We start from the raw sequence: 23,200 nt of genomic DNA on the forward strand, positions 1-23,200 counted from the left end.
CAGCCTGGAACTGGGGGACCTTGTGCACCGATCAACCACGTTTCCCGGGGCGGGACGGTTGATGGGTGCTCAAGGTGGCGGAGGCGGCACCTTGAGCACGGTTCAGTCGTGCGGGGACCGGGATCGTGGTTGAGGGGTGCTCAAGGTAGCGAGGGCGGCACCTTGGGCACGGTTCCGTCATGTGGGGACCGCGGTTGTGGTTGAGGGGTGCTCAAGGTGGCCGGTCGCGGGGACCTTGAGCACGGTTCAGTCATGTGGGACCGCGATTGTGGTTGAGGGGTGCTCAAGGTGAGTTGTTGCGGTGACCTTGGGCACGGTTCAGTCATGCGAGGGCCGCGGTCGTGGTTGGGGGGGTGCTCAAGGTGGTGGAGGCGGCACCTTGGGCACGGTTCAGTCGTGTGGGGGCCGCGGTTGTGGTTGGTGGGTGCTCAAAGTCGGAGATTCCGCCCAGATCGGCAGAACCTTTTGGTTCGCTGTCGCGTCCTGTGGAGTGACAGCTGCGGATGGAGTGTGAATGGTGAGCTCGGGAAGTCGTGACGACGACTTCACGGCGTTTGTGCTGGCCAGGTCGGGGCGGTTGGTGCACTTCGCTCGGATGTTGTGTGGTGATGCGGGCCTGGCCGAGGACTTGGTGCAGAACGCGTTGGAGAAGGCGTATCTGCGGTGGGAGCGGATCGAGCTTGCTGATCCGTTCGCGTATGTCCGGCAGGCGGTGGTGAACCAGCACTTGTCCTGGGTACGGCGTCGCCCGTGGCGCGAGCGGCCGAGCGGGGCCACGGCCGAGCTCGAGCTGCTGTTCGTCGACACGCCGGTGGCTGACCAGTCCGGGGCGGTCGATCGGCGGGTGACGGTCGGGGCCGCGCTGGCCACGCTGACCCGTCGGGAGCGGGCGATCGTCGTACTGCGTTATGTCGAGGATCTGACCGAGCGGGAGACGGCCGCGGTGCTCGGGATCGCGCTCGGCACGGTGAAGAGTGCGAATGCCCGGGCCCTCGACAAACTGCGAGCTGCGCCGGAACTGAGTGGGGTGACGCGATGAACGACGACCGGTCGGTGACCGAAGAAGAGCTCCGGGTCGTGCTGGCCTCGGACGGCGGTGTCGCGCCGCTGGATCCGACGCGGGTGATCGCGGGGGCACGCCGGCGACGGACGGTTCGCGGTATGGCGGGGGGCGTGGTGGCGGTTGCCGTCGCCGGACTGGCCACCGCGGGAATCATGATCGGGCTCGCGCCCGGCGCGGCACCGGAGCCTGCGGGACCGCCGGCGCCGGTGGTCACGCCCAGCCCGACGCCGAAGGCCACGCCGACGGACACCCCGTCTGCACCACCGACGCCTACGCCGACACAGACCCCGACGCAGAAGCCGGACGGCGGACCCACGCCGCACACGCCGCCGCCGACACCCCAACGGACGCCGTCCAACCCATCCAGCAACACCCCCAGCAACGTGCCTCGCAAGACGCCGACCCCACTGTCACCGTCGGGAAGTCCTGCCTGAGCAGAACCTTTTCGGCATCCGGTCGCGTCCTTCAGCCCGACCGAACGACGAAATGGTGGTGGAGGGCAACTAATGGACGAAGTAGGCCGGAAGCGGCGGACGACTCGGATCGTGCTGGGCGGAGTGGCCGCAGCTGTGGTGGTGCTGATCGCGGTCGGCGGAACGGCGATGGCGCGCAGCGGTGGTGGCGACGGTGGCGGGACGCCGAGCCCCGCGGCGACGCCGAGCTACGCGCCGACACCATCCCCGAGTGACCCGGCGACCCCGCCGCCAACGCCGAGCAACGGGCCGACGCCGAGCCAGGGGCCGAGCAACCCGGCGACTCCGACTCCGACAAGGACGCCGAGCCAGGGGCCGAGCGACCCGTCGACCCCGGCTCCGACGAGGACGCCGAGCTACGCGCCGACGCCGAGCCCGCTCGAGCCGCCGCGGACACCGACGAAGAGGCCGACCCCGCAGGACGCGACGCCGTCCCTGGCGCCGCGACCGGGCAAGCCGACCCCGACCGCGACGCCGAGCCAGCCGCCGTCGTACCCGACGCCGAGCAAGGCGCCGCGGCCGAGCCAGTCACCCGGCAAGTAGTCCGCAACAACCGAGCGCCGGGCTAACCACCCGGCGCTTCGGTGTGCTTAGCAGGCGCCGAAGGTCCCGGCCGAGATCCACGCCTTGGCGACGTACATGCCGGGGTGGACGCGGAGCCAGACATTGCTGGTGCCCTGGGAACCGGTGACGCTCTGCCCGGTGGTCTGGCACTCGACGGTGACCTGCGCCGACTTGCCGGCCATGCCGACGATCGCGCCGGTGGAGCTGGCCGCGTTCCGGATGTTCAGGTAGCCGGACGTGATCGACACCGTGCCGCGGCCGCCGTCGCCCGTCCACAGGTAGGTGGCGTCGACCCAGGCGTTGTTGGTCAGCGCGAGCGCGTCCCAGAAGGTGCCGTCGGCGAGGTCGATGCCGGCCGGGTTCGCGACCGTGCGGCCGAACTGGTCCTTCCCGCCGTTGTACCCGTCCTGGTACGCGGCCTGCGCCTCGGGCTTGCCCTGCGGCAGGTCCTTCCACATCTCGCGGGTAGCGCTCGGGTTCCAGTAGTCGTCCTTGGTGTTCCACGGGCCGACGTCCCACACCGGCTCGAAGGCGCACCGCGACGCCGTACAGACCTTGACCGAGTAGTTGCCGGAACCGTTGCTGGCCAGGCCGCGACGTGAGGGCAGGGCGACGAAGTGGTCGCGGTTGACGATCACGTGACCGTTGGCCGTCGTACCGCCGACGAGTCCTTCGCGGGTGGCAAAGACGCGCGACTTGAGCGGAGCGGCCTGGATGCTCATCCCACTCGGCGCGACCTTGTCGGTCGGCAGCACGGTCGCGTCGGCAACCCAGGGCTGCGCGCCGGTCGGCGGTGCGCTGACGATGATGCGCAGCTGCACCTGGTCACTCGCGCCAGGCAGGGCGGTCGGCGTACCGGCGGTGGCTGGGGTCCACTCCGACCAGCGGTCGTTGACCCAAGCCCGTACGTCGACCTCCGCCGACGAGCCATCCGGCGTACCGGTGCTGTAGTTGGCCACGACTGCTGAGGTCGGTGCGGCGAACCGGACCGGAGTGAGCTCGGCGAGGCCAGAGCGCTGCCGGATCTCGGTCGAACCGATCGCGGCCGGCGCATCGCCGAGGACGAACCGGCTGCCGTCGTACCGGACGTTGGTGGAGTTGCTGACGGGCTGGGGAGCGGCTGAGCTGGGCAGGCCGATCGTCAAGAGTGTGAGAGCTGTGACGAGACAAGCTGCGAGCTTCGTAGGTCGAGTGATACGCATGACGCGAGACCTCCGGGGCGGTGAGGTACTGCTCGAAGGAATCAATGTGACAAAGAAACCTGTCTCTTGTACAGCTTGTGAATAAATTTCTTCCAAGGAGTTGGTGACAGAACAGAACCTAGTCGGTCACCCAGGGGGTTTGGACCTTCGTGACAGAGGCAGAGGAGATTCGATGACCCGGACCGCGGACGCCGATTTCGAGCGCTTCGTGCAGACCCAGTCAACCCCGCTGCTCCGCTTTGCGGAGATGCTCTGCGGCGATCGGCACAACGCCGAGGACCTGGTGCAGCAGGCGTTGATGAGGTCGTATCCGAAATGGCACCGATTGGACGGCGATCAACTGCGCTATGTCCGTCGGGTGCTGGTCAACCGGTTCCTCACCCAGGCCCGCCGGCGCTGGAACAACGAAGTACCCAGTGATCCGGTTGAGAACGATTGGGACCAGCGAGCGGTAGCGGACTTCGCCCAGCAGGTGCAGACCAGAGAGGCCGTGCTCTCGGCCTTGGCCGGTCTGACTGTTCGGGAGAGAGCCGTCGTCGCGCTGCGCTACTCGCAGGATCTCTCCGAGGCCGAGACTGCTGAGCTGCTCGGTATGGCTCCCGGGACCGTCAAGTCGACGTCCTCCCGGGCGCTGGCCAAGTTGCGTCTGGCACCCGACCTGATCGACAGCGTAGTTGGAGGAAACTGATGAGTGACGAGCAGCGGGTACGCAGCGCTCTCGAGTACGACCTGGACCCCTACACCCCGAACGCGGGTGACCTGATGCGGCGCGGCAAGCGACTCGCGTGGGTACGGCGCGGTCTGGCCGCGGCGGGCGTCACCGCCCTGGCCGGAACCGTGGCTACGGTGTCCGCCGCGGTCGGCGGACCGGCCCCGGTCAAGAACCTGTTCGCCGGTGCCCCGAAGGCGCCGCCGGTCTCGGTGCCCAACGAGGCCCCGAAGCCGTCGGTGGACCCGACCTGCCTGCCTAGCAAGCCGACGTTGCCGGCCAAGCCGAAGCTGCCGGTGGTGAAGGTCAACAAGACGATCGACCCGAACCAGCAGCCCTCGGTGCCGACCACCAAGCCGAGCCTGCCGAGCAAGCCGACGCTCCCGACCGCGAAGCCTTCGCTGCCGAGCAAGCCGACGCTGCCGACGACCAAGCCGTCACTGCCGAGTAAGCCGACGCTCCCGACGACGAAGCCTTCGTTGCCGAGCGGTACGCCGTCCTTCCCGACGAGCAAGCCGTCACTGCCGAGCAAGCCGACCCTGCCGACGACGAAGCCTTCGTTGCCGGGCAAGCCGACGCTCCCGACGACCAAGCCGTCGTTGCCGAGCAAGCCGACCCTGCCGACGACGAAGCCTTCCCTGCCGGGTAAGCCTTCGCTGCCGGACTGCGTGCACGGCGTCCCGACCACCGCTCCGTCGCTGCCGTCGAAGCCGGGTAAGCCGTCGGTGCCCGCGCCGAAGCCGGACATGCCGAAGCCGGCCGTCCCGACCGTCAAGGTCTCCGGTGGCGTCAAGATCACGGTCGACCCAGGCAAGTACCCGCAGAGCAAGCCGTCGATCCCGACCACCAAGCCGACCTTCCCGACCCCGAAGCCCAGCGTCCCGACGCCGAGCTTCCCGACCACCTTCCCGACCGGCCAACCCTCCTCAGGCCGGTAGGGCAACCGGTCACCGGCGAGTAAGGCGGTGGGCGGAACCGCCCCTCGCCGGTGACCAGCAAGCGGGTATGTCGCTTGCCTCCCCGCCTACTGCGCTGCACTCGGCACGGCACCTCGCCGCACTGGAGGAAAGGCCACGATGGAAAAGCATCGAGGCCTCCCCTCCAGCGCACCGATGCACCGCACCGAGCACATGCTCGCTACGGCGCGGAGGCAAGCGACACACCCTCCGTCGGCCCGCTCACGGCCGGCTCCACCGAGCGGCCTCGCTCCGGCACCCTCCCCCCTGCTGCCGGAGCGGGGCCGTTTTGCTATGCCAGTTTCCGCAGGAGGTCGGCGGTGGCTTCGTCGGCCGGGTAGAACGACTCGATCATCAGTTCGGAGACGGTGACGTCGAGCGGGGTGCCGAAGGTCGCGATCATGGTCAGCAGCGAGAGCCGCTCGCCTCGATAGGTCAGTTCGATCGGTACGACGACCTCGGCCGGCCCGGGATGCACAGGCTGATCGTCGGTCGAGTACCCGCGCAGTTCGTCGTACAGGTCCTGGAGTTCGGGGTCGGCGGTGCTGACGATCTGGCGTTGCAGACTGGCCAGTGCGGACGCGCGGACGTCGGCCAGGTTGGTGATCCGGCTCGCCAGTCCGTCCGGATGCAGGGTCAGCCGGAGTGCGTTGATTGGTGCCTTGAGCAACGTTTCGTCGACGTCGGTGGTGAAGATCTTGATCCCGCTGTTGGCCTCGACGATGTTCCACCAGCGGTCGACCACCAGCGCGGGATAGGGCTGATGCGCCTCGAGCAGCCGGCGCAGCGTGGTCCGGATCGCCAGCATGGCCGGCGAATGCAGCGACGACTCGGTGTACATCGGCGCGTACCCACCGGCCAGCAGGAGTTGGTTGCGGTGCCGCAGCGGTACGTCGAGATGCTCCGCCAGGCGCAGCACCATCTCCCGGCTCGGCTGCGACCGCCCGGTCTCGACGAAACTGACGTGCCGGGTGGACACCTCGACCCGGTTCGCGAGATCGAGCTGACTCAGCCGCCGATGCTCGCGCCAGCCGCGCAGCAACTCGCCGACCGGGCGCTGGAACGTCTCTGTCATACCCCCGACGGTAGCCGTCGGCGTAGCGCACGCCATTACCTCCGACGTCATCGACCGTACGCCGCCCGTCGCGGCAAGGTTCTGGTCATCCGAACCAAACAGGAGGAAACGATGACCACCCAGACTCTCGCCGACCAGTACTTCGCGACCTGGAACGAGCCCGACGCCGACCGCCGGGCCGAACTGATCGCGGCGACCTGGACCGAGACCTCGACCTTCGTCGACCCGAGCTTCGAGACGAATGGCCACGACGAACTCAACAAGCTGATGGGCGCCGCCCAGCAGATGTTCCCCGGCCTGTCCTTCGTCCACGTCGGCGAGGTCGAGGAGCACCACATCTACAAGCGCTGGACCTGGCATCTGAAGGCGGAGGGTCAGGACCCGGTCGCAGGCGGTACCGACATCGTCCGGGTCGACGATGACGGCCGCATCACCCACTTGATCGGCTTCCACGACTTCGCCCCGGAGCACTGAACCTGGAGCGCCGTAGGTTGCGCACATGTGGAAAAAGCTGAGTGGGGTGCTTGGTGTGGGGGTGCTGCTCGCCGGAGTCATTCCGGCGGGTACGGCGGCCGCGGTGGGGCTGCAGTGGAAGGAATGCAAGCCGGGGGCGGTCGAGCAGTGCGCGACGCTGAAGGTGCCGCTGAACTGGTCGAAGCCGTCCGGCCCGACGACGAACATCTTCGTCGTCCGGGTACCGGCCAAGGACCAGGCGCACAAGCGCGGGTCGCTCGTCTTCAACCCGGGCGGCCCGGGCGGTGCCGGCGGGTCGATCTTCGAGGCCGGGCTGGCCGATGCGTTCCTCGGTCCGCTGCGGGACAACTACGACCTGGTCAGCTTCGACCCCCGCGGCACCGGGCAGAGCAGCCAGCTGAACTGCGGCCCGGTACTGCGCCCCGGCGTACCGGTGTTCCCGAAGAACCAGGCCCAGTACGACGCGATGGTCGCGTCCAGCCGGGCTACCGGTGAACAGTGCCTCAAGCAGCACGGCGATCTGATGCGGAACCTGGACACCCGGACCGTGGCGCGCGATATCGACGCGATCCGGGCCGCGCTGGGGGAGCGCAAACTCAGCTTCTTCGGGATGTCGTACGGCTCGTTCCTCGGCACGATGTACGCGCGGATGTTCCCGCACCGGGTCGACCGGATGCTGCTCGACGGGATCGTCGACCACTCGCAGGGGTCGCGGCGGTTCATGCTCGAAGAGGCCAAGTCGATGGAGAGCGAGTTCAACGCGTTCATCGACTGGTGTGCCGAGGATGCGGCCTGTGAGCTGCACGGGCAGGATGTCGGCGCGCTCTGGGACAAGACGGTTGCGAAGGCCGACAAGACGCCACTGACCAGTCCGACCGGACCGGTCAACGGCGACGTGATGCGGATGGCACTGCCCGCGCTGCTGCCGAAGCTCGAGATGTTCGGCGCCGACTGGACCGGCCTCGCCGGTGCGCTCGCTAAGGCGGCCAAGGGTGACGGATCCGGCTTCGGTTCCAGCTACATCGGCTATCAGGAGACCGCGTACGCGGCCGTCTCCTGCATGGACCTGCCCGGCGAGCTCAAGGGGTACGCCGACGCCCGCGCCCGGATGGCTCTCGCGAGGGCCGTCGCTCCGCGCGTCGGTGCTGCCGTCGAGGGCTGGATCATGGCGGCCGCCTGCTCCGGCTGGCCGATCCCGCCGAGCAACCCGTGGCAGCGCACCCCGGTCCACGGCGTACCGCCGATCCTGATCGCGTCGTCCACCAACGACCCGTCCACGCCGGTCTCGGGCGCCCGCGGTCTGGCCCGCCAGATCGACAACAGCCACCTGTTCATCGCCGAGGCCCACGGCCACACGGCGTACCTCAACTCCGAATGCGCCCGCACCCACATCACGGCCTACTTCCTGGAGGGCAAGCTCCCCGCCAAGAACGCCTGCCGCTGATCACAGCAGGGACTTCAGCAGCCGTTCGCAGCGGACTGGGTCTTCGGTGAGACCGTCGTTGAGGCCCCAGAGCCAGTAGTCGACCGCACGGAAGATCGTCCAGTGGCGGGCTTGGTCCCGGACCAGGCCCGCCTCCTGGACGACGAGTTCGAAGTACGGCGGGATCTCCGCCATCTCGTCGAGTTGCATCCACAGCACCCGGCCGAGGTCATACTCGATGTCACCGCGATAGAGCAGCGGATCGACCGTCACCCATGGCTCGCGCGTGCCGGCCAGCACCTGGTGGACATGCAGATCGCCGTTGACCGAGAGATCCACCGCCGGCTCGGTCAGGTGTGGCGCCACCTCCAGCGCCGCGCGCAGGAAGCCGATGTCGAACGGGCGGCCCAGCTCCTCCCACTGCTTCTCCAGTTCGGCCGACCGCTGCTGCACGATCTCACCGGTGGAGAGCGCGTCGGGATGCGCTGGTACGGCGAGTCGCCGCATCATCCGGCCGAGTACGGCCATCGCCTCGTCGAGCGGTCGAGTGGACAGCGGCGTCGACAGCCGCTCCAGCAACATCGCACCGGCGGCGGGGGCGGCGTCGTACAGGAGGACCATTCCGCGGCCGTCCCACCAGCGCAGCGCTCGCGCGTGCTCGTCGATCCCGGGCCCGGGCGGCGTCATGCGGAGGACGAACTCGTCGGCGCCGCGGCGGACGGGGATGACGAGTGCGTTCGAGCCCCAGGCCAGCGGGCCGTCGGGTTGCAGGTTCCAGGTCGTGCACTGGGTGCTCACCAGATCTGGGAGCGCGTCCAGCCAGGTTGTGCCGTCATGCCACCACCGTGGCATCTGCCGAAAGCCGTCCGGGACCTCGATCATCAGTGGAGCGTAGGCGCCGGGCACCGGCAAGGGCAGCGGGTTTTTCGCTCGGCCCGGCCGACCCGAGCTCGGCGGGCGCACCTGGGATGCGCCCGCCGGGGCCGGTCGTTCTCCCGCCCCTCAGTGGGAGAACTCGCGGCTCGGTGAGTCTCACCCATGCCCGAATGACACTGACTGAACCGCGGGACGCCCCTAGTGGTACCCCACTCCGGCCGCGAGCACACCTCGACCCACGCGGAAGGTCAAAAAAACTTCACAATGATCGAACCTAGTGCCCTGCGTCGGATGTTCTTTGGCGCTTGCGGCGCCCAGGCACGCACCTCGCGGCACCAGAGGAACAGCCACGATGGAAAAGCATCGAGGCCGCCCCTCCGGCACCCCGATGCACGCACCTGAACACCGCAATCACTCAAACAACATCCAACGCAGGGCACTTGACAAGGCCCCACCGGTAGCAGCCGGTGGGGCCTTGGTGGTCCACTACCGCCCAGGCATTCCCGGTGCAGCTGTGGAGGTGGAGAGCGGAACCGACGCCGATGCAGGGGTCAAGACGTCAGCTCCGCTTGTCTGTGTGCAGTTCTCTATCTACTTGGTTCTGGCTTCGAGTTCACGGCCCAGACTTGCGCCTGGTGGAACTCGAGGTGCTGCCGCATGGCAGCCGGGGTGCCGACCGATCCGAGGTGGTGCATCGCGGGCACGACAACCGCCCGTACGTCGGACCGCTTCACCTCCTCGAGCAGTGCGTGGAACGCCGCGGATTCGGCCGTGTCGCGCTCGGTGTAGACCGTGCCGAGGGTGAATCCCTCGGCGCTGGCGAAGGCGGCGAGGGAATCCGTCGCCGCGGCCAGCTCCTCCGCGCAACTCAGCGCGTCGGCCCGCACATATCCGAGCAGCGTCGGCCGGGTCGTCATTGACCCGGCCCTGCCACAACGTCCGCCGGCACCGGCTCGCTCGTCACCCGAAGGGAGGCGAAGCGCCGCTGCATGGCTTCCTCGTACTGCGCTGCCTGCTCCGCTGTGGCGGTGTGGTCCGCGATCGGGTGAGCGCCGAACCAGACCCGCACCCGGAAGTGGGTGGTGGGGGATTCCAGCGTCTCGGTCATCAGCGGTCCTTCGGCAGTCTCGGTCGGCTTCCCCGGACGGCTTTGTCCGGTGCTGAGTAAAGAACACCTCATGGCCGCCGCCACAGGAATACTTCCGCAGGGACCTTTACAGAGCCTTGACGGAGAGTAGGGAAACCCTACGAATCCCCTGGTCAGAGCGGTCCGGCCGGCTGCTTATCGGTGGTTGGTAATGACCTGTCAAGAATGTTGGCACGGATTTACCAATAACGATTCGGGCAGCCGGCCGACGTTTCGAACCAGGTGGAAATGTCGTACTCCCTGCTAACCCTTCGCGGCCATTTGATTACGCACCGCTGGCCGCAATCCGCCGAGCGCGATCAGTGCCCCGAGCCCGGCCGCGGCCAGCGGCACCAGCAGACCGTTGCGGAAGGCATCGATCGTCAACTCGTCAGCAGCAGCCAGTACGGCGGCCACCACGGCGAGCCCGAGTGCGGCCCCGAACTGGAAGGAGGTGGTCAGCACGCCACTGGCCAGCCCCTGCTCGTCCTCGGCGACCCGATCGGTGGCCGCGATCGTCAACGGCCCGTACGCCAGTGCGAACCCGAGCCCGAGCAGCAGGAACGTCGGCAGCATCGCGGCGAACGTCGTACCCAGGGGCAGGAAGGCCACGTAGGCGAGGGTGGCGAGCACGAAGCCACCGAAGACCACCCGCGCGTTCCCGAAGCGATTGACCAGCCAGGGCGTCAGGGTCGGGGCCAGGACGGAGTCGATCCCGATGACCATCAGTGCCAGCCCGGTCTTCCATTCCGACCAGTCGCGCAGCTCCTGCAGGTAGAGAACAGTGATGAACTGGAAGCCGACGAACGATCCGACCAGCAGGATCGCGCCGAGGTTGGCCCGGATCAGCGAGCTGTTCCGGAGCAGGCCGAGCCGGACGAGCGGGCTGGACACTCGCCGCTCAATCGCGATGAAGGCGGCCAGGAGCGCCGTACCGGCGACTGCTGTTACCAAGGTCTGGGCCAGGGCTACGTCCGGTGCGCGGACGACGGCGGCGACGAGCAGCAGCATCGCGCCGGTCAGCGTGAAGGCGCCGGCCAGATCGAAGCCGCCGCGCTTGGCCGGTTGGGCGTCCCGCGGGATCAGGGCGATGGCTGCGGCCAGGATCACCGCGGAGACCAGTACGGGTGCGAAGAAGACCCAGCGCCAGTCGATCGTGGTGAGCAGGCCGCCGGTGACCATGCCGAGCGAGAATCCGCCGGCCGCCGTACCGGCGTACACGAGCAGGGCCTTGTTGCGCTGCGGACCTTCCGGGTAGGTGGTCGTGATGATCGACAGGCCTGCAGGGGTCATGAAGGCTGCCGCGACTCCGGTGGCGAAGCGGGCCAGGATCAGCACCCAGCCTTCTTCAGCGAACCCGCCGAGGCCGCTGAAGAGGAGGAAGACGACGAGCCAGCCGACGAACATGCGGCGGCGTCCGAGGAGGTCCGCGGCGCGGCCGCCGAGCAGGACGAACCCGCCGTAGCTGAGCGCGTAGGCGCTGACGACCCACTGCAGCTCGCCGGTACTCAGGCCGAGCTCGGCGCGGATGGAGGGAAGCGCGACGCCCATCATCGAGACATCGATGCCCTCGAGGAAGATCGCGCCGCAGAGCACGAACAGAACGGCCCAGGATCGGCCGGTGAGCCGGTCCGGGGTGACGGTTGACGACACGAAAACTCCCAGGTGATTGATGGTTCTCTCTTGTAACTGACCCCATCTTCAGGAACTATCGACGACTATGGAAGAAGGCACTTCAAAGGAACCGAGTCACTCCTGCTGTACCGAGGAGGCCTTCCAGTGGGACACCCGGGAGGACTGTGACGTCCGGCAGATCCTGGACCGGATCGGCGACAAGTGGTCGTTGCTGGTGATCGCGCTGCTCGACGACGGGTCGATGCGGTTCACCGAGCTGAAGAAGACGATCGACGGGATCAGTCAGCGGATGCTGACCGTCACCCTGCGCCAACTGGAGCGGGATGGGCTGGTCAAGCGGACGGTGCACCCGGTCGTGCCGCCACGCGTCGACTACGAGCTCACGCCGCTCGGCGTCACCCTGCACGCGACCATCCAGTCGCTGGTCACCTGGACCGAGACCCACCAGACCGAGATCGCTAGGTCCCGAGCCCGGTACGACGCGGCTGTGGCCTCCGAGTGAACGCGGCGGGATGACCCGGTACGGCGAGCAGTGTCAGCGCGCCCGCAATCACGGCGAACCCCGCTACTGCGTTGAGCGTCATCGGTAGTCCGATCAGCAGCGTCACGGCCGGGGCGGCGAGGGCGCCGATGATGAGGGCGAGTGAGTCGGCCGCGAAGAAGAGGGCGCCGATGCGGGCGAGCATGTCCGCGGGCGCGGTTCGTTGGATGGCGGTCTCGGCGGTGATCAGCAGGATGCTGCCGGGGAGTCCGATCAGGACTGCGGCGCCGATCGCTGCGGCGACGTTCGGTGCGTTGACGAGCAGGAAGAATGCGGTGGCGGTGGCTAGTTGGGTTGCCGCCAGGAGTTCGCGGATTCCCAGCCAGGACTGGGCTTTCGCGCTGAGGGCGGCGCCGAGCAGGTAGCCGGCGCCGAGGCCTGAGATCAGGTAGCCGGTTGTTGCGCCGGGTGCGTGGAGTCGTTCCACGGTGAACGGGACCAGGAGTGCGGTCAGGCCGGCGTTCGCGGTCAGGAACAGCGTTTGGCCGAGCAGAACTCCGCGCAGGGGCCGGTGGCGAACGACGTACTGGATGCCTTGGCGCACGCCGCCGCTGGAGGTTCGCGGATAGGCGCAGACTGTCGAGATGATTGCCGCTGACAACAAATAGCTGGCGATGTCGATGATCAGGACCGTGGTCATGCCGGGGCCGGCCAGGAGAAGTGCGCCGAGTGGTGGTGCGGCCAGGCGGATGGTGCTGGCGGTCGTGGCGGTGATTGCGTTGGCTCTGGCCAGTTCTGGGCCGGTTCCGACGACTGCCGGGATGAGGGCGCGTGACGCGGGCCGAAAGACCGTGACGGCCGCGCTCTCGACCAGGATGGCTGCGTAGATCAGCCAGATCCGGTCTTTGTCTGCGAACAGGATGGCTGCCACCGCAACCGCGCTGACCAGGTCGGCGATCCAGAGGGCTCGCGACAGATCCCATCGGTCCAGCAGGGATCCGGCCCAGGGCCCGAGTAGTAGTGGGGGTAGGGCTTCCAGGGCCAACGTAAGTCCGGTGGCTGCTGCCGAGCCGGTCAGCGTGAAGACCTGGACGGGGAGAGCGACCACGAGCAGCCAGGAGCCGATGCCGGAGACACCGCTGCTGATCCACAACCGCCGGAAGTCGCTGTTCACAAGCCGGGAAGCTATCTTGAGAGAACAGTTCTTGGCAAGAGTGTTTTATGGGAATACTATGCTCGGGTGGAACTGGGCGAAGTACTGCGTGATCGCCGGAAGGCGGCCGGGCGCACGATTGCGTCGGTGGCGATGGATGCCGGCTTGTCGGTGCCCTATATCGCCAACTTGGAGAACGGTCGCGGCAACCCGACTGTCGCAGCGCTGGATCGGCTGGCCGAGGCGCTGGGGGCGCGGCTCGAGGTGCGGATCAGCGGGGAGACCGTGGCGGAGGTGCCGTCGGTTGGTGCGGGGTTGGTCGACAGCTCGGCCCGTGCGGCCGACGTGGTGAAGGCGGTCGCTCGCCGAGGGCGTACGCGGGCAGCGGTTCGGGACGAGTTGGTCCGGACCCTCGACGTGCTGGGAAACCTGCTCGGGCAGCCACCTACGGCAGCAGATCTGGACCGCTTGCTCGACCTGATTCTGCTGGCCGAAATGCGGTCGAGTGCTGTCGGACCGACGCACTAGGGTCGTCGGTATGCAGATCGGGGCGCGGATCGCGCGAGCACAGTTGAGCGGCTTGGGCAGGTCGCGCCGGCAGATCGTCGTGGGGCCGTTGGTGGGGCTCTTGCACGACGAGGACGCGTGGTACTTGTCGACGATGGTCGCGGCCGAGCCCGGTACGCCGTTCGATCCGGACGAGGTCCGGGAATCGGTGACGATCCTGCGGAAGGCGTTCGCGGCTGAGGGACGCTGGCTGAGCGCCGAGCTGATCGAGGAGGCGAATCCGGGGCTCGCCGAGGAGCTGGAGACCAACGGGATGACGATCGTCTCCCGGCCGCCGTTGCTGGTCGTTGAGCCCGAGGATCTGGTCCAGCCGGATCTGCCCGCCGGGGTGACGGTTCAGTTGGTGTGCTCCGACGCGGATCAGGCCGACGCGAATGCGGTCTCTGCGGATGCCTATGAGGCTGAGGGCGCCGGCTTCACCTATCAGCCGGTGCTCGGCGATGGCGGTGCGGTGCTTGTCCGGGTGGACGGCGTGCCGGCTGCCACTGCCGCGTGGACCGCGGTTGCCGACGGTGTCACCGAGGTGGCGGGGGTCGGCACGATCCACAGTCACCGTCGGCAGGGCCTCGCCGGGATCGCAACGGCGTACGCGACACAGTTCGCCTTCGAGCAGGCCGGTGCCACGCTCGCCTGGCTCACCCCGGGTGATGACGGTGCGGATCGGGTCTACCGGCGGGTTGGTTATGCGCCGCAGGCGACCGCCGTACATCTCGGTGATCCGGGCGGGCACCTCGCCGACCTGCGGTGACGTGCGTTGAGGTGCAACCTCGTTCTCCTGCCTTCTCGTATTGAGGGGGACAGAGGAGAGTGGAGGGCCGATGGTGGACCGGGATCAGGAGTACGTCGAGTTCGTGGCGGCGGCGAGCGCGTCGCTGCGGCGGACCGCGTTCCTGGTGTGTGGCGACTGGCATCGCGCCGACGACGTCGTACAGGACGCTTTGTGCAAGCTGTACCGGTCGTGGGCGAAGATCGATCGTGCCGGGAACCCGCTCGCCTATGCCCGCCGTACGGTCGTCAACGCGGCCCTGGACAGCGGCCGGCGCCCCTGGCGCCGGGAAGTGCCGACCGCTGACCTGCCCACCGACCGGGTCCCGTCGTACGACGACCCGGCCGCCGGGCACGCCGATCGTGACGAGGTCCTCGCTGTCCTCGCGACGCTTCCCCCGCGGCAGCGGGCCTGCGTCGTACTGAGGTACTACGAGGACCTGTCCATCGAGCAGACCGCCCAGATCCTGGGCTGCTCGGAGGGCACGGTGAAGAGCCAGGCGGCGCGTGGTCTCGAGACTCTCCGAACCGCGATCGACCAGGTCCGCCGGATCGGCAGGCCTGCGTGAAGGAGAACCCCATGGACGACGAACGCGTCGTCGGCGCCGAGCTCGAACGCCTCGCCGCCAACGATCCACTGGACCCGATCGACCCGCAGGCCATGCTCACCCGCGGCCGCCGCAGCCGCCGTACCCGCCGTCTCTTGGCTGGTAGCGGTGGGATCGCCGCCGTCGCGGTGATCGCCCTCGGCGCCAGTGCGCTGGCCGGCCCGACCACGGCCACGCCGCAGCCTGACGTCGCGAGCCCGCAGACCACGACGTCGACCACGGCGGACCCGGACTTCACCGCCGTCCCGGGCGTTCCGCGCGGCGAGGACGGCGCCGGCGCCAAGCTGGCACTGGCGGAGGTCAACCGCCGTTGCAGCCTGCGGAATCCCGACGTCGACCGTCCGGTCCGGCCGGCCGCGCCCAACCTGCAGTCCGGGACGACGGTTCAGTACGACCTGCAGAAGGGCGATCACGCGGCCAACTGCACCATTCCCGGCGGCGACCGCCCGTCGGCCGCCCTCGTTGCGGCCGCCCGCAAGGACCCGGTCCCGAAGACCGTGGCCGACCAACTGCGCAACTGTTCGGTCCATTTCTGGACCGACCTGCGGAACTGGAAGGTGCTGACCTCCGACCTTCAACCCGGCCTCGCGTCCGCTCTGGTCGCCAAGTCGCCGTCCGGTAAGAGCATCGTCACCTGCATCCTCGAAGTGACGCCGTACGAAGGCCCGCAGCTCAGCCCGGACTCGCGGATCATCCGGACCGCCAGCACCGGACGCAACACCTTCAGCGAGGTCTTCACCACCATCCCGGGTGGTCAGCGCGGCTGCTCGCCCACCACCCACGACAAGTGCACGGGCTGGCTCTACACCCAGACCGGGCGGATGCCGTCGAACGTCGCCCGAGTCCGGATCGAGCCGATCGCCGGTGGCCGGCACGACATCACGGTCAACGACGGCTGGTTCGCAGTGGCCTGGCTGAGCAGCGACTCCCAGGCACGGCCGGACGCAAAGGCGACGGCGTACGACAAGGACGGACAGGTCCTGCAGGTCCTCGGCGGTTAGTGGCACCATTCTCGGGCATGGGCGCAGTTGTCGAGCAGCGGAGTATCGATGTCGTCCCGGCCGCCGAGCGGCACGGGACACCGATCAGCCAGTTCACGTTGTGGTTCGGCGCGAACATGCAGGTCACGGCGGTTGTCGACGGTGCGTTGGCGGTGGTCTTCGGCGCCGACGCACTGTGGGCGATCGTCGGCCTGCTGCTCGGCAACGTGTTCGGCGGCATCGTGATGGCCCTGCACTCCGCGCAGGGTCCACGGCTCGGGTTGCCGCAGATGATCTCCAGTCGCGCGCAATTCGGTGTGTACGGCGCCGTCGTACCGCTGGTGCTCGTCGTGGTGATGTACCTCGGCTTCGCCGCGACCGGGACCGTGCTCGCCGGGCAGGCGATCAACAAGATCCTGCACGTCGGCCCGGCCGCTGTCGGAATCGTGGTCTTCGGCTGTTTGACCGCAGTGGTTGCGACCCTCGGCTATCGCTGGATCCACGTGCTGGGCCGGATCGCGACTGTGTGCGGGGTCCTCGGCTTCACCTACCTGGGCATCCGGCTGCTGGTGACGGTTGATGTCGGCGCGTTGTTCGGGGCCAAGCCGTTCGACTGGGTGTCGTTCCTGCTCGCGATCTCCCTCGGCGCCGGCTGGCAGTTGACCTTCGGCCCTTATGTCGCTGACTATTCGCGCTACCTGCCGGCGGATACTCCGGAGCGGCACACGTTCCTGGCGACCTTCCTGGGCAGCGTGATCGGTTCGCAGTGGTCCATGACGCTGGGCGCCCTGGTCGCCGCCGGTGGCGCCGGCTTCCTCGCCAACCAGGTCGGCTACCTCGGCTCGCTGGCCGGCCCCATCGCCATCCTCATCTACCTGGTCATCGTCATCGGCAAGCTAGCCGTCAACTGCCTCAACGCCTACGGCGGTTCGATGACCCTGCTCACCACAGTCACCGCCTTCAACCGAACCACCCGCATCGGCCCGGCCGCGCGATCGGCGTACACAGTCGGTTTCCTGCTGGTCTCGGTCCTGATCGCCCTCTTCGCCTCGAAGGACTTCCTCGACAACTTCAAGAACTTCGTCCTGGTTCTGCTGATGGTCTTCACTCCCTGGAGCGCCATCAACCTGACCGACTACTACCTGATCTCCCGCGAACGAGTAGACATCCCAGCCCTGTACGACGCCACCGCCCGCTACGGCCGCTGGAACGTCGTCGCCCTCGTCTCCTACTTCGTCGGCATCGCCGCCCAAATCCCCTTCCTAGCCCAAAAGCTCTACACCGGCCCGGTCACCGAGTGGTTGGGCGGCGCCGACATCTCCTGGATCATCGGCCTCCTGGTCACCACCGCCCTCTACTACCCCTGGGCCCGCCGTACGTCGAACCCACCACCCCAAACCATCCCCGGGTAGGTGGATAACCCCACCCCTGCACGGATTTCGGTCTGTGGTGATGAGCCCACCCGTGCACCAACCTCCGCGCCGCCGACGGCGGTCCGCCCCGCTCGCCCACCTGCCTACTGGCCGGCGAGCTGGGCCACGGCCGGTGCGAGGGTTTCGGCGAAGTCGGCGCCGATGACGAAGTACGAGAAGCCGAGCTCCTCGCGACGGCGCTGGAATTCTTCGGCGGCCGCCGCGGGGTCGCTCGGAAGGACGAGGAGCGAGTCGGCCGCGTGAAGGGCCGCGGTGTCGAGGGTGGGCGGCGCCATGAATGGATGAACACTGTCACCGACAACTGCGACGTGCTGGCCGAGTTCGATGTCCTCAGGAATGTCGCGTGCCCGGTTTGCGGTTTCGGCCCGGTCATTGTCGGGTTGCAGTACGAATGTGATTGAGTCGGCGACTTCGACCGCCAGCGCCTGCGCCTTCGGTCCGCTCACCGCCATGACAACCGGCGTATGCAGATCGGGGCCGTCGAACCTCCGCAGGGCCGCCACGGTCTCGCGCATCCTGGTACGACGCTCCGCCACGGAGACGGCAGGCAGGCCGAGCTCGACTTCGATCCCGGGCCGGCCGGCGCCGATGCCCATTTCGAAGCGGCCTTCCGTGAGTACCGAGAGCGAGTGGGCCTCCCATGCTGTGCTCCACGGTTCACGCAGGGCCGCCGCATAAACCCACGAGCCGACCCGGAGATCAGTGAGCGCGGCCGCAGTTGCCAGCGTGGGGCCGATTGCTGGTTGCCAGGTAGGAACGTCGGGCATCAGCAACGTCGAGTAACCGCTGTCCGCGATGCGCCGCACGCGATCCCGCCACGTCGGCAGGTCAGAACGGATCGGCGCAACGACGCCGAAACGGAAGGGTCGGGTTACTCGCTCGGCCTGGTCGTTCATCGGGTCTCTCCTCGAGTCGGGACCTTGTTCGGTCCGTTTGTTCTCTCCACGAACCAGCCACCCACAATTCGACAACCCCAACCAAGAACGCGCCGGCCAGGGGTGCTTTCTCTACCTTGGCCGGGGTTCTGGCTCCAGTGCGGAAGCACGACCGGTCTTCCACGATTGAGCTCCGACGATCGGCTCTCTGGAAGGCATCTCGATGTCCCTGCACGCGCTAGCCCGCACCGTTGTCGTGGGCCTGACAGCCTCACCGCCACCACAGCCCTGACCGCCGGCGCCTTCGCTGCTCCTGCGGCTTTCGACGACTCTGATCTCGTGGTCCACACCGACCGGGGGACGGTCCGCGGCCTCGCGGAGCAGGACACCCGCACGTTCCGCGGCATCCCGTTCGCGGCGCCACCTACCGGGGAGTGGCGATGGCGGTCACCACGTCCCGCCTCGGGGTGGGCCGGCGAGCGCGACGCGACGCAGTACGCCGATAGTTGTGCGCAGGGGGAACATCCGGTCGGGCTGGCGAGCACCAGCGAGGACTGCCTGTATCTCGACGTGACAACGCCCACCGGCGCCCGGGGACTCCCTGTGGTGGTGTGGATTCACGGTGGCAGCTTCACGAATGGCGCCACCCGCAACTACGGACCCACCCGTTTGGCCAAGCAGGGCAAGGTCGTCGTCGTACAGATCCAGTACCGGCTCGGCGCCTTCGGCTTCCTGGCGAGCCCTTTGCTCGGCAAGGGCTCCGGCAACTTCGGTCTGGAGGATCAACAGACCGCGCTGCGCTGGGTCCAGCGGAACGCCGCGGCGTTCGGCGGGAATCCGCGCAACGTCACGATCATGGGCGAATCGGCCGGCGCCTACAGCGTCTGCGATCAGCTGGCCTCGCCGACCGCGGCCGGATTGTTCCAGCGCGCGATCATCCAGAGCGGACCTTGCGCTCAGGAGTACTCCGCGGCCAACTACGCGGCTCCTCGGCCGCTCACAGTCGCCGAACGCTACAGCCGCACCCTCGCCAGCTCCTTCGCTTGTACGACGGCCGCCTGCCTGCGCGACATCTCAGCCGAAGATCTCCTCGCCGCCACCGCTGACGACCACTTCGGACCGGTACTCGGTGGACCGGTACTGCCGCTCCATCCGGCCAGGGCGTTGGCAACCGGCCGCGTCAACCGCGTACCGGTGCTGCACGGCATCAACCGCGACGAAGAGCATGGCCGTTACGGCGCGCAGGAGGTCGTCACCGGCACTCCGATCACCGAGGCCGTCTACCGAGACGAGCTGGACAAGGCCTTCGGAGCCGACGCCGACAGAATCGCCGCCGCATACTCCGACATCAAACCCGCGGGACTCGCGCTGTCGACCGTGTTCACCGACTCCGCCTGGGCCGTCCCGGCGGCCAAGACCAACCGGCTGCTCTCCTCGAGAATGCCGACCTACACCTTCGAGTTCGCCGGCAAAGCCCCCTGGTACGCCGGTCTGCCCGAACCGACCTGGCCGACCGGCTCGCACCACCTCAGCGATGTCGCCTACTTCCTGAACCTGAATGCCTTCGACCAGCTCAGCCCCGCACAGGCAGCCTTCTCGAACGAGCTGATCGCCCGCTGGAGCGCGTTCGCCCGCACCGGCACCCCGAACCTCGCCGGCGCAACCCCCTGGCCGCGCGCCAAGCCCTCCGACCGAGAGGTCCAGTCCCTGAGTCCCGAGGGCACCACTCGGACGGATTTCATCGCCGGTCACCGCCTGTCGTTCTGGCGCTAGCGGGGCCGAGCAGATGGCGAGGTCCGGTGACCGCGGTTTCACGTTGTCTGGGGCTGACGGGCTGACGGGCTGACGGGCTGTGGCTGAGGTGCGTGATGGCTGCGGTTCTGCGTTAGTCGGCAATTTCTGGTCGGCTATCCGACCATTTCTTTCCGACTAACGCGCCAGACATCCCCGGGGACCCGAGACCGCGGGCCGGGAGTCACCTTGAGCACCCACCAACCATCTGACACCCCGGCCGACCGGTCGAACCGTGCTCAAGGTCGCCTGGCCGGCACACCTTGAGCACGCCTCAACCACCTTCCGGCCGCGAACATGGTTGACCCGTGCACAACGTCGTACCGGCTCACGTCGAGAGCCTCAACTGGCCGGCCTTGGGGGCAACGGCGTACCGGTGTGGGTGTGAACAGGAACTCGGGGCTTGAACAAGGCATTGCTTGTTCAAGCCCCCGGGTCCGGGGAGTCAGCCCCCGACTGGTGGTTCGGTTAGCGGACGGTGAAGCCGGCTTTGCGGAAGGCGTCGGCCAGGGAGCCTTCGTCCATGGGGGTGTCGGACTTCGGGGCGCCTTGCGCTGGGCCGCGGCCGCCTTGGCCACCGCGTCCACCAGGGCCTCGACCGCCGCCACCCTGACCGCCGCCGGGGCCGCGACCGCCACCGCCAGGTCCGCGACCGCCGCCACCGCTCGGCCCACGGCCGCCGCCACCCTGGCCGCGGTTTTGGCCGCCGCTGGAGGGGCGGGCGCCGCCTACCTCGTCGTCCAGGCGGAGGGTCAGGGAGATGCGCTGGCGGGGGATGTCGACCTCGAGCACCTTGACGGTGACGATGTCGCCGACCTTCACGACCTCGCTCGGGTCCTTGACGAAGTTCTTCGACAGAGCGGAGACGTGGGCCAGACCGTCCTGGTGGACGCCGATGTCGATGAAGGCGCCGAAGGCGGCCACGTTGGTGACCTGGCCTTCCAGCTTCATGCCGGGCTTCAGGTCGGCGATCTTGTCGACGCCCTCGGCGAAGACTGCGGTCTTGAACGCGGGGCGCGGGTCGCGGCCGGGCTTCTCCAGCTCGGCGAGGATGTCGGTGACCGTCGGCAGGCCGAACATGTCGTCGACGAAGTCCGCCGCCTTCAGCCGCTTCAATTCGGCCGAGCCGATCAGCGACTTCACGTCGGAACCGGTCGCGTCCAGGATTCGCCGTACGACGGGGTAGGCCTCGGGGTGCACGCTGGAGGAGTCCAGCGGGTCGTCGCCGCCGGGGATCCGGAGGAAGCCGGCCGCCTGCTCGAACGCCTTCGGGCCGAGCCGTGCGACGTCCTTCAGTGCGGATCGGGACGCGAACGGACCGTGTACGTCGCGATGCTGGACGATGTTGTCCGCCAGGCCCTGGGTGATTCCGGAGACTCGGGTGAGCAGCGGCGCGGAGGCCGTGTTCAGATCGACGCCGACCGCGTTCACACAGTCCTCGACGACCGCGTCCAGCGAACGGGACAAGGCGTTCTCGGCGAGGTCGTGCTGGTACTGACCGACGCCGATCGACTTCGGGTCGATCTTCACCAGCTCGGCCAGCGGGTCCTGCAGGCGGCGCGCGATCGAGACCGCGCCGCGGATCGAGACGTCCATCCCGGGCAGCTCCGCCGACGCGAATGCCGAGGCCGAGTAGACCGATGCGCCGGCCTCGGAGACGACGGCCTTGGTGAGCTTGAGCTCCGGGTGCTTGGCGATCAGCTCGGCAGCCAGCTTGTCGGTCTCGCGCGACGCCGTACCGTTGCCGATGGCAATCAACTCGACGTTGTGTGCGGCGGCGAGCGCGGCCAGGGTGGCGATCGACTTGTCCCACTGGTTCTGCGGGACGTGCGGGTAGATGACGCCGGTGTTCACGACCTTGCCGGTGGCGTCCACGACGGCGACCTTCACGCCGGTCCGGAAGCCCGGGTCGAGGCCCATCGTCGCGCGGGTGCCGGCCGGGGCGGCCAGCAGCAGGTCGCGCAGGTTGGACGCGAAGACCCGGATCGCCTCTTCCTCGGCGAGCTGGCGCAGCCGCATCCGCAGGTCGATGCCGAGGTGCACGAGGATCTTGGTCCGCCAGGCCCAGCGGACCGTCTCGACCAGCCACTTGTCGGCCGCGCGGCCCGAGTTCTCCACGCCGACCTTGCGGGCGATGGTGGTCTCGTACTCAGTCGGGCCGTCCGCCTCGACACCGGCAGGCAAGGGCTCGATGTTCAGCGTCAGCACGTCCTCCTTCTCACCACGGAACATGGCGAGAATCCGGTGCGACGGCATCTTCGTGAACGGTTCGTCGAACTCGAAGTAGTCCGAGAACTTCGCTCCGTCGGTCTCCTTGCCCTCCCGCACGACCGAGGCCAGCCGGCCCTGCGACCACAGCCGCTCGCGCAGCGCACCGATCAGGTCGGCGTCCTCCGCGAACCGCTCGACCAGGATCGCCCGCGCGCCGTCCAGCGCGGCCTGCGCATCCGGTACGTCGGCGTTCACGAACACTGCCGCGGCCGCCAGCGGCTCCACGGTCGGGTCGGCCATCAGCCCGTCGGCGAGCGGCTCGAGACCGTTCTCCCGGGCGATCATCGCCTTGGTACGGCGTTTCGGCTTGAACGGAAGGTAGATGTCCTCGAGCCGCGACTTCGTGTCCGCCGCCAGGATCGACGCCTTCAGCGCGTCGTCCAGCTTGCCCTGGCTCTCGATCGAGTCCAGCACGGTCTGCCGGCGCTCCTCCAGCTCCCGCAGATACCGCAGGCGCTCCTCGAGGGTGCGCAGCTGCGCATCGTCGAGCTCCCCGGTGACCTCCTTGCGGTACCGCGCGATGAACGGGACCGTCGAGCCCTCGTCCAGCAGCGCCACCGCTGCCCGCACCTGGTTCTCGCGGACCTCCAGCTCTTCGGCGATCCGCTGCTCGATCGACTGCACCACCACGTTGCTTCCCCTTCACCGACAACCGAACCAGCGAGCCCGAGACCCGCACCCCCATATCCTTCCCCATCCC

General features: G+C 68.2%; 23 protein-coding genes. 14 read left to right on the forward strand and 9 right to left on the reverse strand.

Features of this window, described 5'->3' with window-relative positions; translation table 11 throughout:
- Positions 1–514: 514 nt before the first annotated feature.
- The 3 genes from E1261_RS25860 (at position 515) to E1261_RS46915 (ending at position 2,079) form a co-directional block, all read left to right on the forward strand.
- Positions 515–1,039 carry a SigE family RNA polymerase sigma factor gene (locus E1261_RS25860; protein ID WP_132410840.1) on the forward strand — a complete coding sequence of 175 codons (525 nt, stop codon included), beginning with the start codon at positions 515–517 and terminating at the stop codon, positions 1,037–1,039.
- Positions 1,036–1,497 (forward strand): hypothetical protein, encoded by a 462-nt coding sequence (locus E1261_RS25865; RefSeq protein WP_132410842.1) that lies wholly within the window; start codon positions 1,036–1,038, stop codon positions 1,495–1,497. The genes E1261_RS25860 and E1261_RS25865 overlap by 4 nt, the downstream gene beginning before the upstream one ends.
- A gap of 72 nt (positions 1,498–1,569) precedes the next feature.
- A complete protein-coding gene (locus E1261_RS46915; RefSeq protein WP_132410844.1) occupies positions 1,570–2,079 on the forward strand; it encodes a hypothetical protein in 510 nt (169 codons plus the stop codon).
- A gap of 47 nt (positions 2,080–2,126) precedes the next feature.
- On the opposite strand, the gene E1261_RS25875 is transcribed toward E1261_RS46915, so the two are convergent.
- Positions 2,127–3,302, reverse strand: coding sequence for a hypothetical protein (locus tag E1261_RS25875; protein ID WP_132410846.1), 1,176 nt, complete (start codon positions 3,300–3,302; stop codon positions 2,127–2,129).
- Between the two features lie 172 nt (positions 3,303–3,474).
- On the opposite strand from E1261_RS25875, the gene E1261_RS25880 reads away from it, so the two are divergent.
- Both E1261_RS25880 and E1261_RS25885 read left to right on the forward strand, forming a co-directional pair.
- Complete coding sequence (locus E1261_RS25880; RefSeq protein ID WP_132410848.1) at positions 3,475–3,990, forward strand: SigE family RNA polymerase sigma factor; 516 nt, start codon at positions 3,475–3,477, stop codon at positions 3,988–3,990.
- Positions 3,990–4,949, forward strand: a complete 960-nt coding sequence (locus E1261_RS25885; protein ID WP_132410850.1) for a hypothetical protein — start codon at positions 3,990–3,992, stop codon at positions 4,947–4,949. Before E1261_RS25880 ends, E1261_RS25885 begins: the two co-directional genes overlap by 1 nt.
- A 310-nt stretch (positions 4,950–5,259) precedes the next feature.
- Here E1261_RS25885 and E1261_RS25890 read toward each other — a convergent pair whose 3' ends face one another.
- Positions 5,260–6,042: a helix-turn-helix domain-containing protein gene (locus E1261_RS25890; protein ID WP_132410852.1), complete on the reverse strand. Its 783-nt coding sequence runs from the start codon at positions 6,040–6,042 to the stop codon at positions 5,260–5,262.
- Between the two features lie 111 nt (positions 6,043–6,153).
- Here E1261_RS25890 and E1261_RS25895 point away from each other — a divergent pair, with 111 nt between their 5' ends.
- On the forward strand, positions 6,154–6,516 hold the full coding sequence (locus tag E1261_RS25895) for a nuclear transport factor 2 family protein (RefSeq protein WP_132410854.1): 363 nt from the start codon (positions 6,154–6,156) through the stop codon (positions 6,514–6,516).
- Positions 6,517–6,541: 25 nt separating this feature from the next.
- Positions 6,542–7,960: an alpha/beta hydrolase gene (locus E1261_RS25900; RefSeq protein WP_132410856.1), complete on the forward strand. Its 1,419-nt coding sequence runs from the start codon at positions 6,542–6,544 to the stop codon at positions 7,958–7,960.
- Here E1261_RS25900 and E1261_RS25905 read toward each other — a convergent pair whose 3' ends face one another.
- The 4 genes from E1261_RS25905 to E1261_RS25920 all read right to left on the reverse strand — a co-directional run bounded on the left by E1261_RS25905 (position 7,961) and on the right by E1261_RS25920 (position 11,594).
- On the reverse strand, positions 7,961–8,821 hold the full coding sequence (locus E1261_RS25905; protein ID WP_132410858.1) for an aminoglycoside phosphotransferase family protein: 861 nt from the start codon (positions 8,819–8,821) through the stop codon (positions 7,961–7,963).
- A gap of 581 nt (positions 8,822–9,402) precedes the next feature.
- The gene (locus tag E1261_RS25910; RefSeq protein WP_132410860.1) at positions 9,403–9,732 is read right to left on the reverse strand and encodes a recombinase family protein; all 330 of its coding nucleotides are present in this window, start codon (positions 9,730–9,732) and stop codon (positions 9,403–9,405) included.
- Positions 9,729–9,923, reverse strand: coding sequence for a hypothetical protein (locus E1261_RS25915; RefSeq protein ID WP_132410862.1), 195 nt, complete (start codon positions 9,921–9,923; stop codon positions 9,729–9,731). The genes E1261_RS25910 and E1261_RS25915 overlap by 4 nt, the downstream gene beginning before the upstream one ends.
- A 282-nt stretch (positions 9,924–10,205) precedes the next feature.
- A complete protein-coding gene (locus E1261_RS25920) occupies positions 10,206–11,594 on the reverse strand; it encodes an MFS transporter (RefSeq protein ID WP_132410864.1) in 1,389 nt (462 codons plus the stop codon).
- Between the two features lie 67 nt (positions 11,595–11,661).
- Here E1261_RS25920 and E1261_RS25925 point away from each other — a divergent pair, with 67 nt between their 5' ends.
- Complete coding sequence (locus E1261_RS25925) at positions 11,662–12,078, forward strand: winged helix-turn-helix transcriptional regulator (RefSeq protein WP_132410866.1); 417 nt, start codon at positions 11,662–11,664, stop codon at positions 12,076–12,078.
- Here the strand turns inward: E1261_RS25925 and E1261_RS25930 are convergent.
- Positions 12,035–13,231: an MFS transporter gene (locus tag E1261_RS25930; protein ID WP_165952654.1), complete on the reverse strand. Its 1,197-nt coding sequence runs from the start codon at positions 13,229–13,231 to the stop codon at positions 12,035–12,037. The genes E1261_RS25925 and E1261_RS25930 overlap by 44 nt on opposite strands.
- A gap of 66 nt (positions 13,232–13,297) precedes the next feature.
- Here E1261_RS25930 and E1261_RS25935 point away from each other — a divergent pair, with 66 nt between their 5' ends.
- The 5 genes from E1261_RS25935 to E1261_RS25955 all read left to right on the forward strand — a co-directional run bounded on the left by E1261_RS25935 (position 13,298) and on the right by E1261_RS25955 (position 17,542).
- Positions 13,298–13,738 (forward strand): helix-turn-helix domain-containing protein, encoded by a 441-nt coding sequence (locus E1261_RS25935; RefSeq protein ID WP_165952655.1) that lies wholly within the window; start codon positions 13,298–13,300, stop codon positions 13,736–13,738.
- Positions 13,739–13,748: 10 nt separating this feature from the next.
- Entirely contained in the window at positions 13,749–14,525 is a 777-nt protein-coding gene (locus E1261_RS25940; RefSeq protein WP_132410872.1) for a GNAT family N-acetyltransferase, read from the forward strand.
- Between the two features lie 70 nt (positions 14,526–14,595).
- Positions 14,596–15,111: a SigE family RNA polymerase sigma factor gene (locus E1261_RS25945; protein ID WP_132410874.1), complete on the forward strand. Its 516-nt coding sequence runs from the start codon at positions 14,596–14,598 to the stop codon at positions 15,109–15,111.
- 11 nt (positions 15,112–15,122) lie between these two features.
- Complete coding sequence (locus tag E1261_RS25950; protein ID WP_132410876.1) at positions 15,123–16,151, forward strand: hypothetical protein; 1,029 nt, start codon at positions 15,123–15,125, stop codon at positions 16,149–16,151.
- Positions 16,152–16,168: 17 nt separating this feature from the next.
- Positions 16,169–17,542, forward strand: coding sequence for a purine-cytosine permease family protein (locus E1261_RS25955; RefSeq protein ID WP_132410878.1), 1,374 nt, complete (start codon positions 16,169–16,171; stop codon positions 17,540–17,542).
- 104 nt (positions 17,543–17,646) lie between these two features.
- Here the strand turns inward: E1261_RS25955 and E1261_RS25960 are convergent, their stop codons facing one another.
- The gene (locus E1261_RS25960; protein ID WP_132410880.1) at positions 17,647–18,459 is read right to left on the reverse strand and encodes an LLM class flavin-dependent oxidoreductase; all 813 of its coding nucleotides are present in this window, start codon (positions 18,457–18,459) and stop codon (positions 17,647–17,649) included.
- Between the two features lie 318 nt (positions 18,460–18,777).
- On the opposite strand from E1261_RS25960, the gene E1261_RS25965 reads away from it, so the two are divergent.
- Positions 18,778–20,211 (forward strand): carboxylesterase/lipase family protein, encoded by a 1,434-nt coding sequence (locus tag E1261_RS25965; RefSeq protein WP_165952656.1) that lies wholly within the window; start codon positions 18,778–18,780, stop codon positions 20,209–20,211.
- A gap of 486 nt (positions 20,212–20,697) precedes the next feature.
- On the opposite strand, the gene E1261_RS25970 is transcribed toward E1261_RS25965, so the two are convergent.
- Entirely contained in the window at positions 20,698–23,130 is a 2,433-nt protein-coding gene (locus E1261_RS25970) for a Tex family protein (protein WP_202875024.1), read from the reverse strand.
- Between the last annotated feature and the right edge of the window lie 70 nt (positions 23,131–23,200).

Source organism: Kribbella albertanoniae (assembly GCF_004348455.1).
In the GTDB taxonomy this organism is placed as follows: Bacteria; Actinomycetota; Actinomycetes; order Propionibacteriales; family Kribbellaceae; genus Kribbella; species Kribbella albertanoniae.

Coding starts and splice junctions, on each gene's coding strand:
- E1261_RS25860 (WP_132410840.1), top strand. CDS start 515: ATGGTGAGCTCGGGAAGTCGTGACGACGACTTCACGGCGTTTGTGCTG.
- E1261_RS25865 (WP_132410842.1), top strand. CDS start 1,036: ATGAACGACGACCGGTCGGTGACCGAAGAAGAGCTCCGGGTCGTGCTG.
- E1261_RS46915 (WP_132410844.1), top strand. CDS start 1,570: ATGGACGAAGTAGGCCGGAAGCGGCGGACGACTCGGATCGTGCTGGGC.
- E1261_RS25875 (WP_132410846.1), bottom strand. CDS start 3,302: ATGCGTATCACTCGACCTACGAAGCTCGCAGCTTGTCTCGTCACAGCT.
- E1261_RS25880 (WP_132410848.1), top strand. CDS start 3,475: ATGACCCGGACCGCGGACGCCGATTTCGAGCGCTTCGTGCAGACCCAG.
- E1261_RS25885 (WP_132410850.1), top strand. CDS start 3,990: ATGAGTGACGAGCAGCGGGTACGCAGCGCTCTCGAGTACGACCTGGAC.
- E1261_RS25890 (WP_132410852.1), bottom strand. CDS start 6,042: ATGACAGAGACGTTCCAGCGCCCGGTCGGCGAGTTGCTGCGCGGCTGG.
- E1261_RS25895 (WP_132410854.1), top strand. CDS start 6,154: ATGACCACCCAGACTCTCGCCGACCAGTACTTCGCGACCTGGAACGAG.
- E1261_RS25900 (WP_132410856.1), top strand. CDS start 6,542: ATGTGGAAAAAGCTGAGTGGGGTGCTTGGTGTGGGGGTGCTGCTCGCC.
- E1261_RS25905 (WP_132410858.1), bottom strand. CDS start 8,821: ATGATCGAGGTCCCGGACGGCTTTCGGCAGATGCCACGGTGGTGGCAT.
- E1261_RS25910 (WP_132410860.1), bottom strand. CDS start 9,732: ATGACGACCCGGCCGACGCTGCTCGGATATGTGCGGGCCGACGCGCTG.
- E1261_RS25915 (WP_132410862.1), bottom strand. CDS start 9,923: ATGACCGAGACGCTGGAATCCCCCACCACCCACTTCCGGGTGCGGGTC.
- E1261_RS25925 (WP_132410866.1), top strand. CDS start 11,662: ATGGAAGAAGGCACTTCAAAGGAACCGAGTCACTCCTGCTGTACCGAG.
- E1261_RS25940 (WP_132410872.1), top strand. CDS start 13,749: ATGCAGATCGGGGCGCGGATCGCGCGAGCACAGTTGAGCGGCTTGGGC.
- E1261_RS25945 (WP_132410874.1), top strand. CDS start 14,596: ATGGTGGACCGGGATCAGGAGTACGTCGAGTTCGTGGCGGCGGCGAGC.
- E1261_RS25950 (WP_132410876.1), top strand. CDS start 15,123: ATGGACGACGAACGCGTCGTCGGCGCCGAGCTCGAACGCCTCGCCGCC.
- E1261_RS25955 (WP_132410878.1), top strand. CDS start 16,169: ATGGGCGCAGTTGTCGAGCAGCGGAGTATCGATGTCGTCCCGGCCGCC.
- E1261_RS25960 (WP_132410880.1), bottom strand. CDS start 18,459: ATGAACGACCAGGCCGAGCGAGTAACCCGACCCTTCCGTTTCGGCGTC.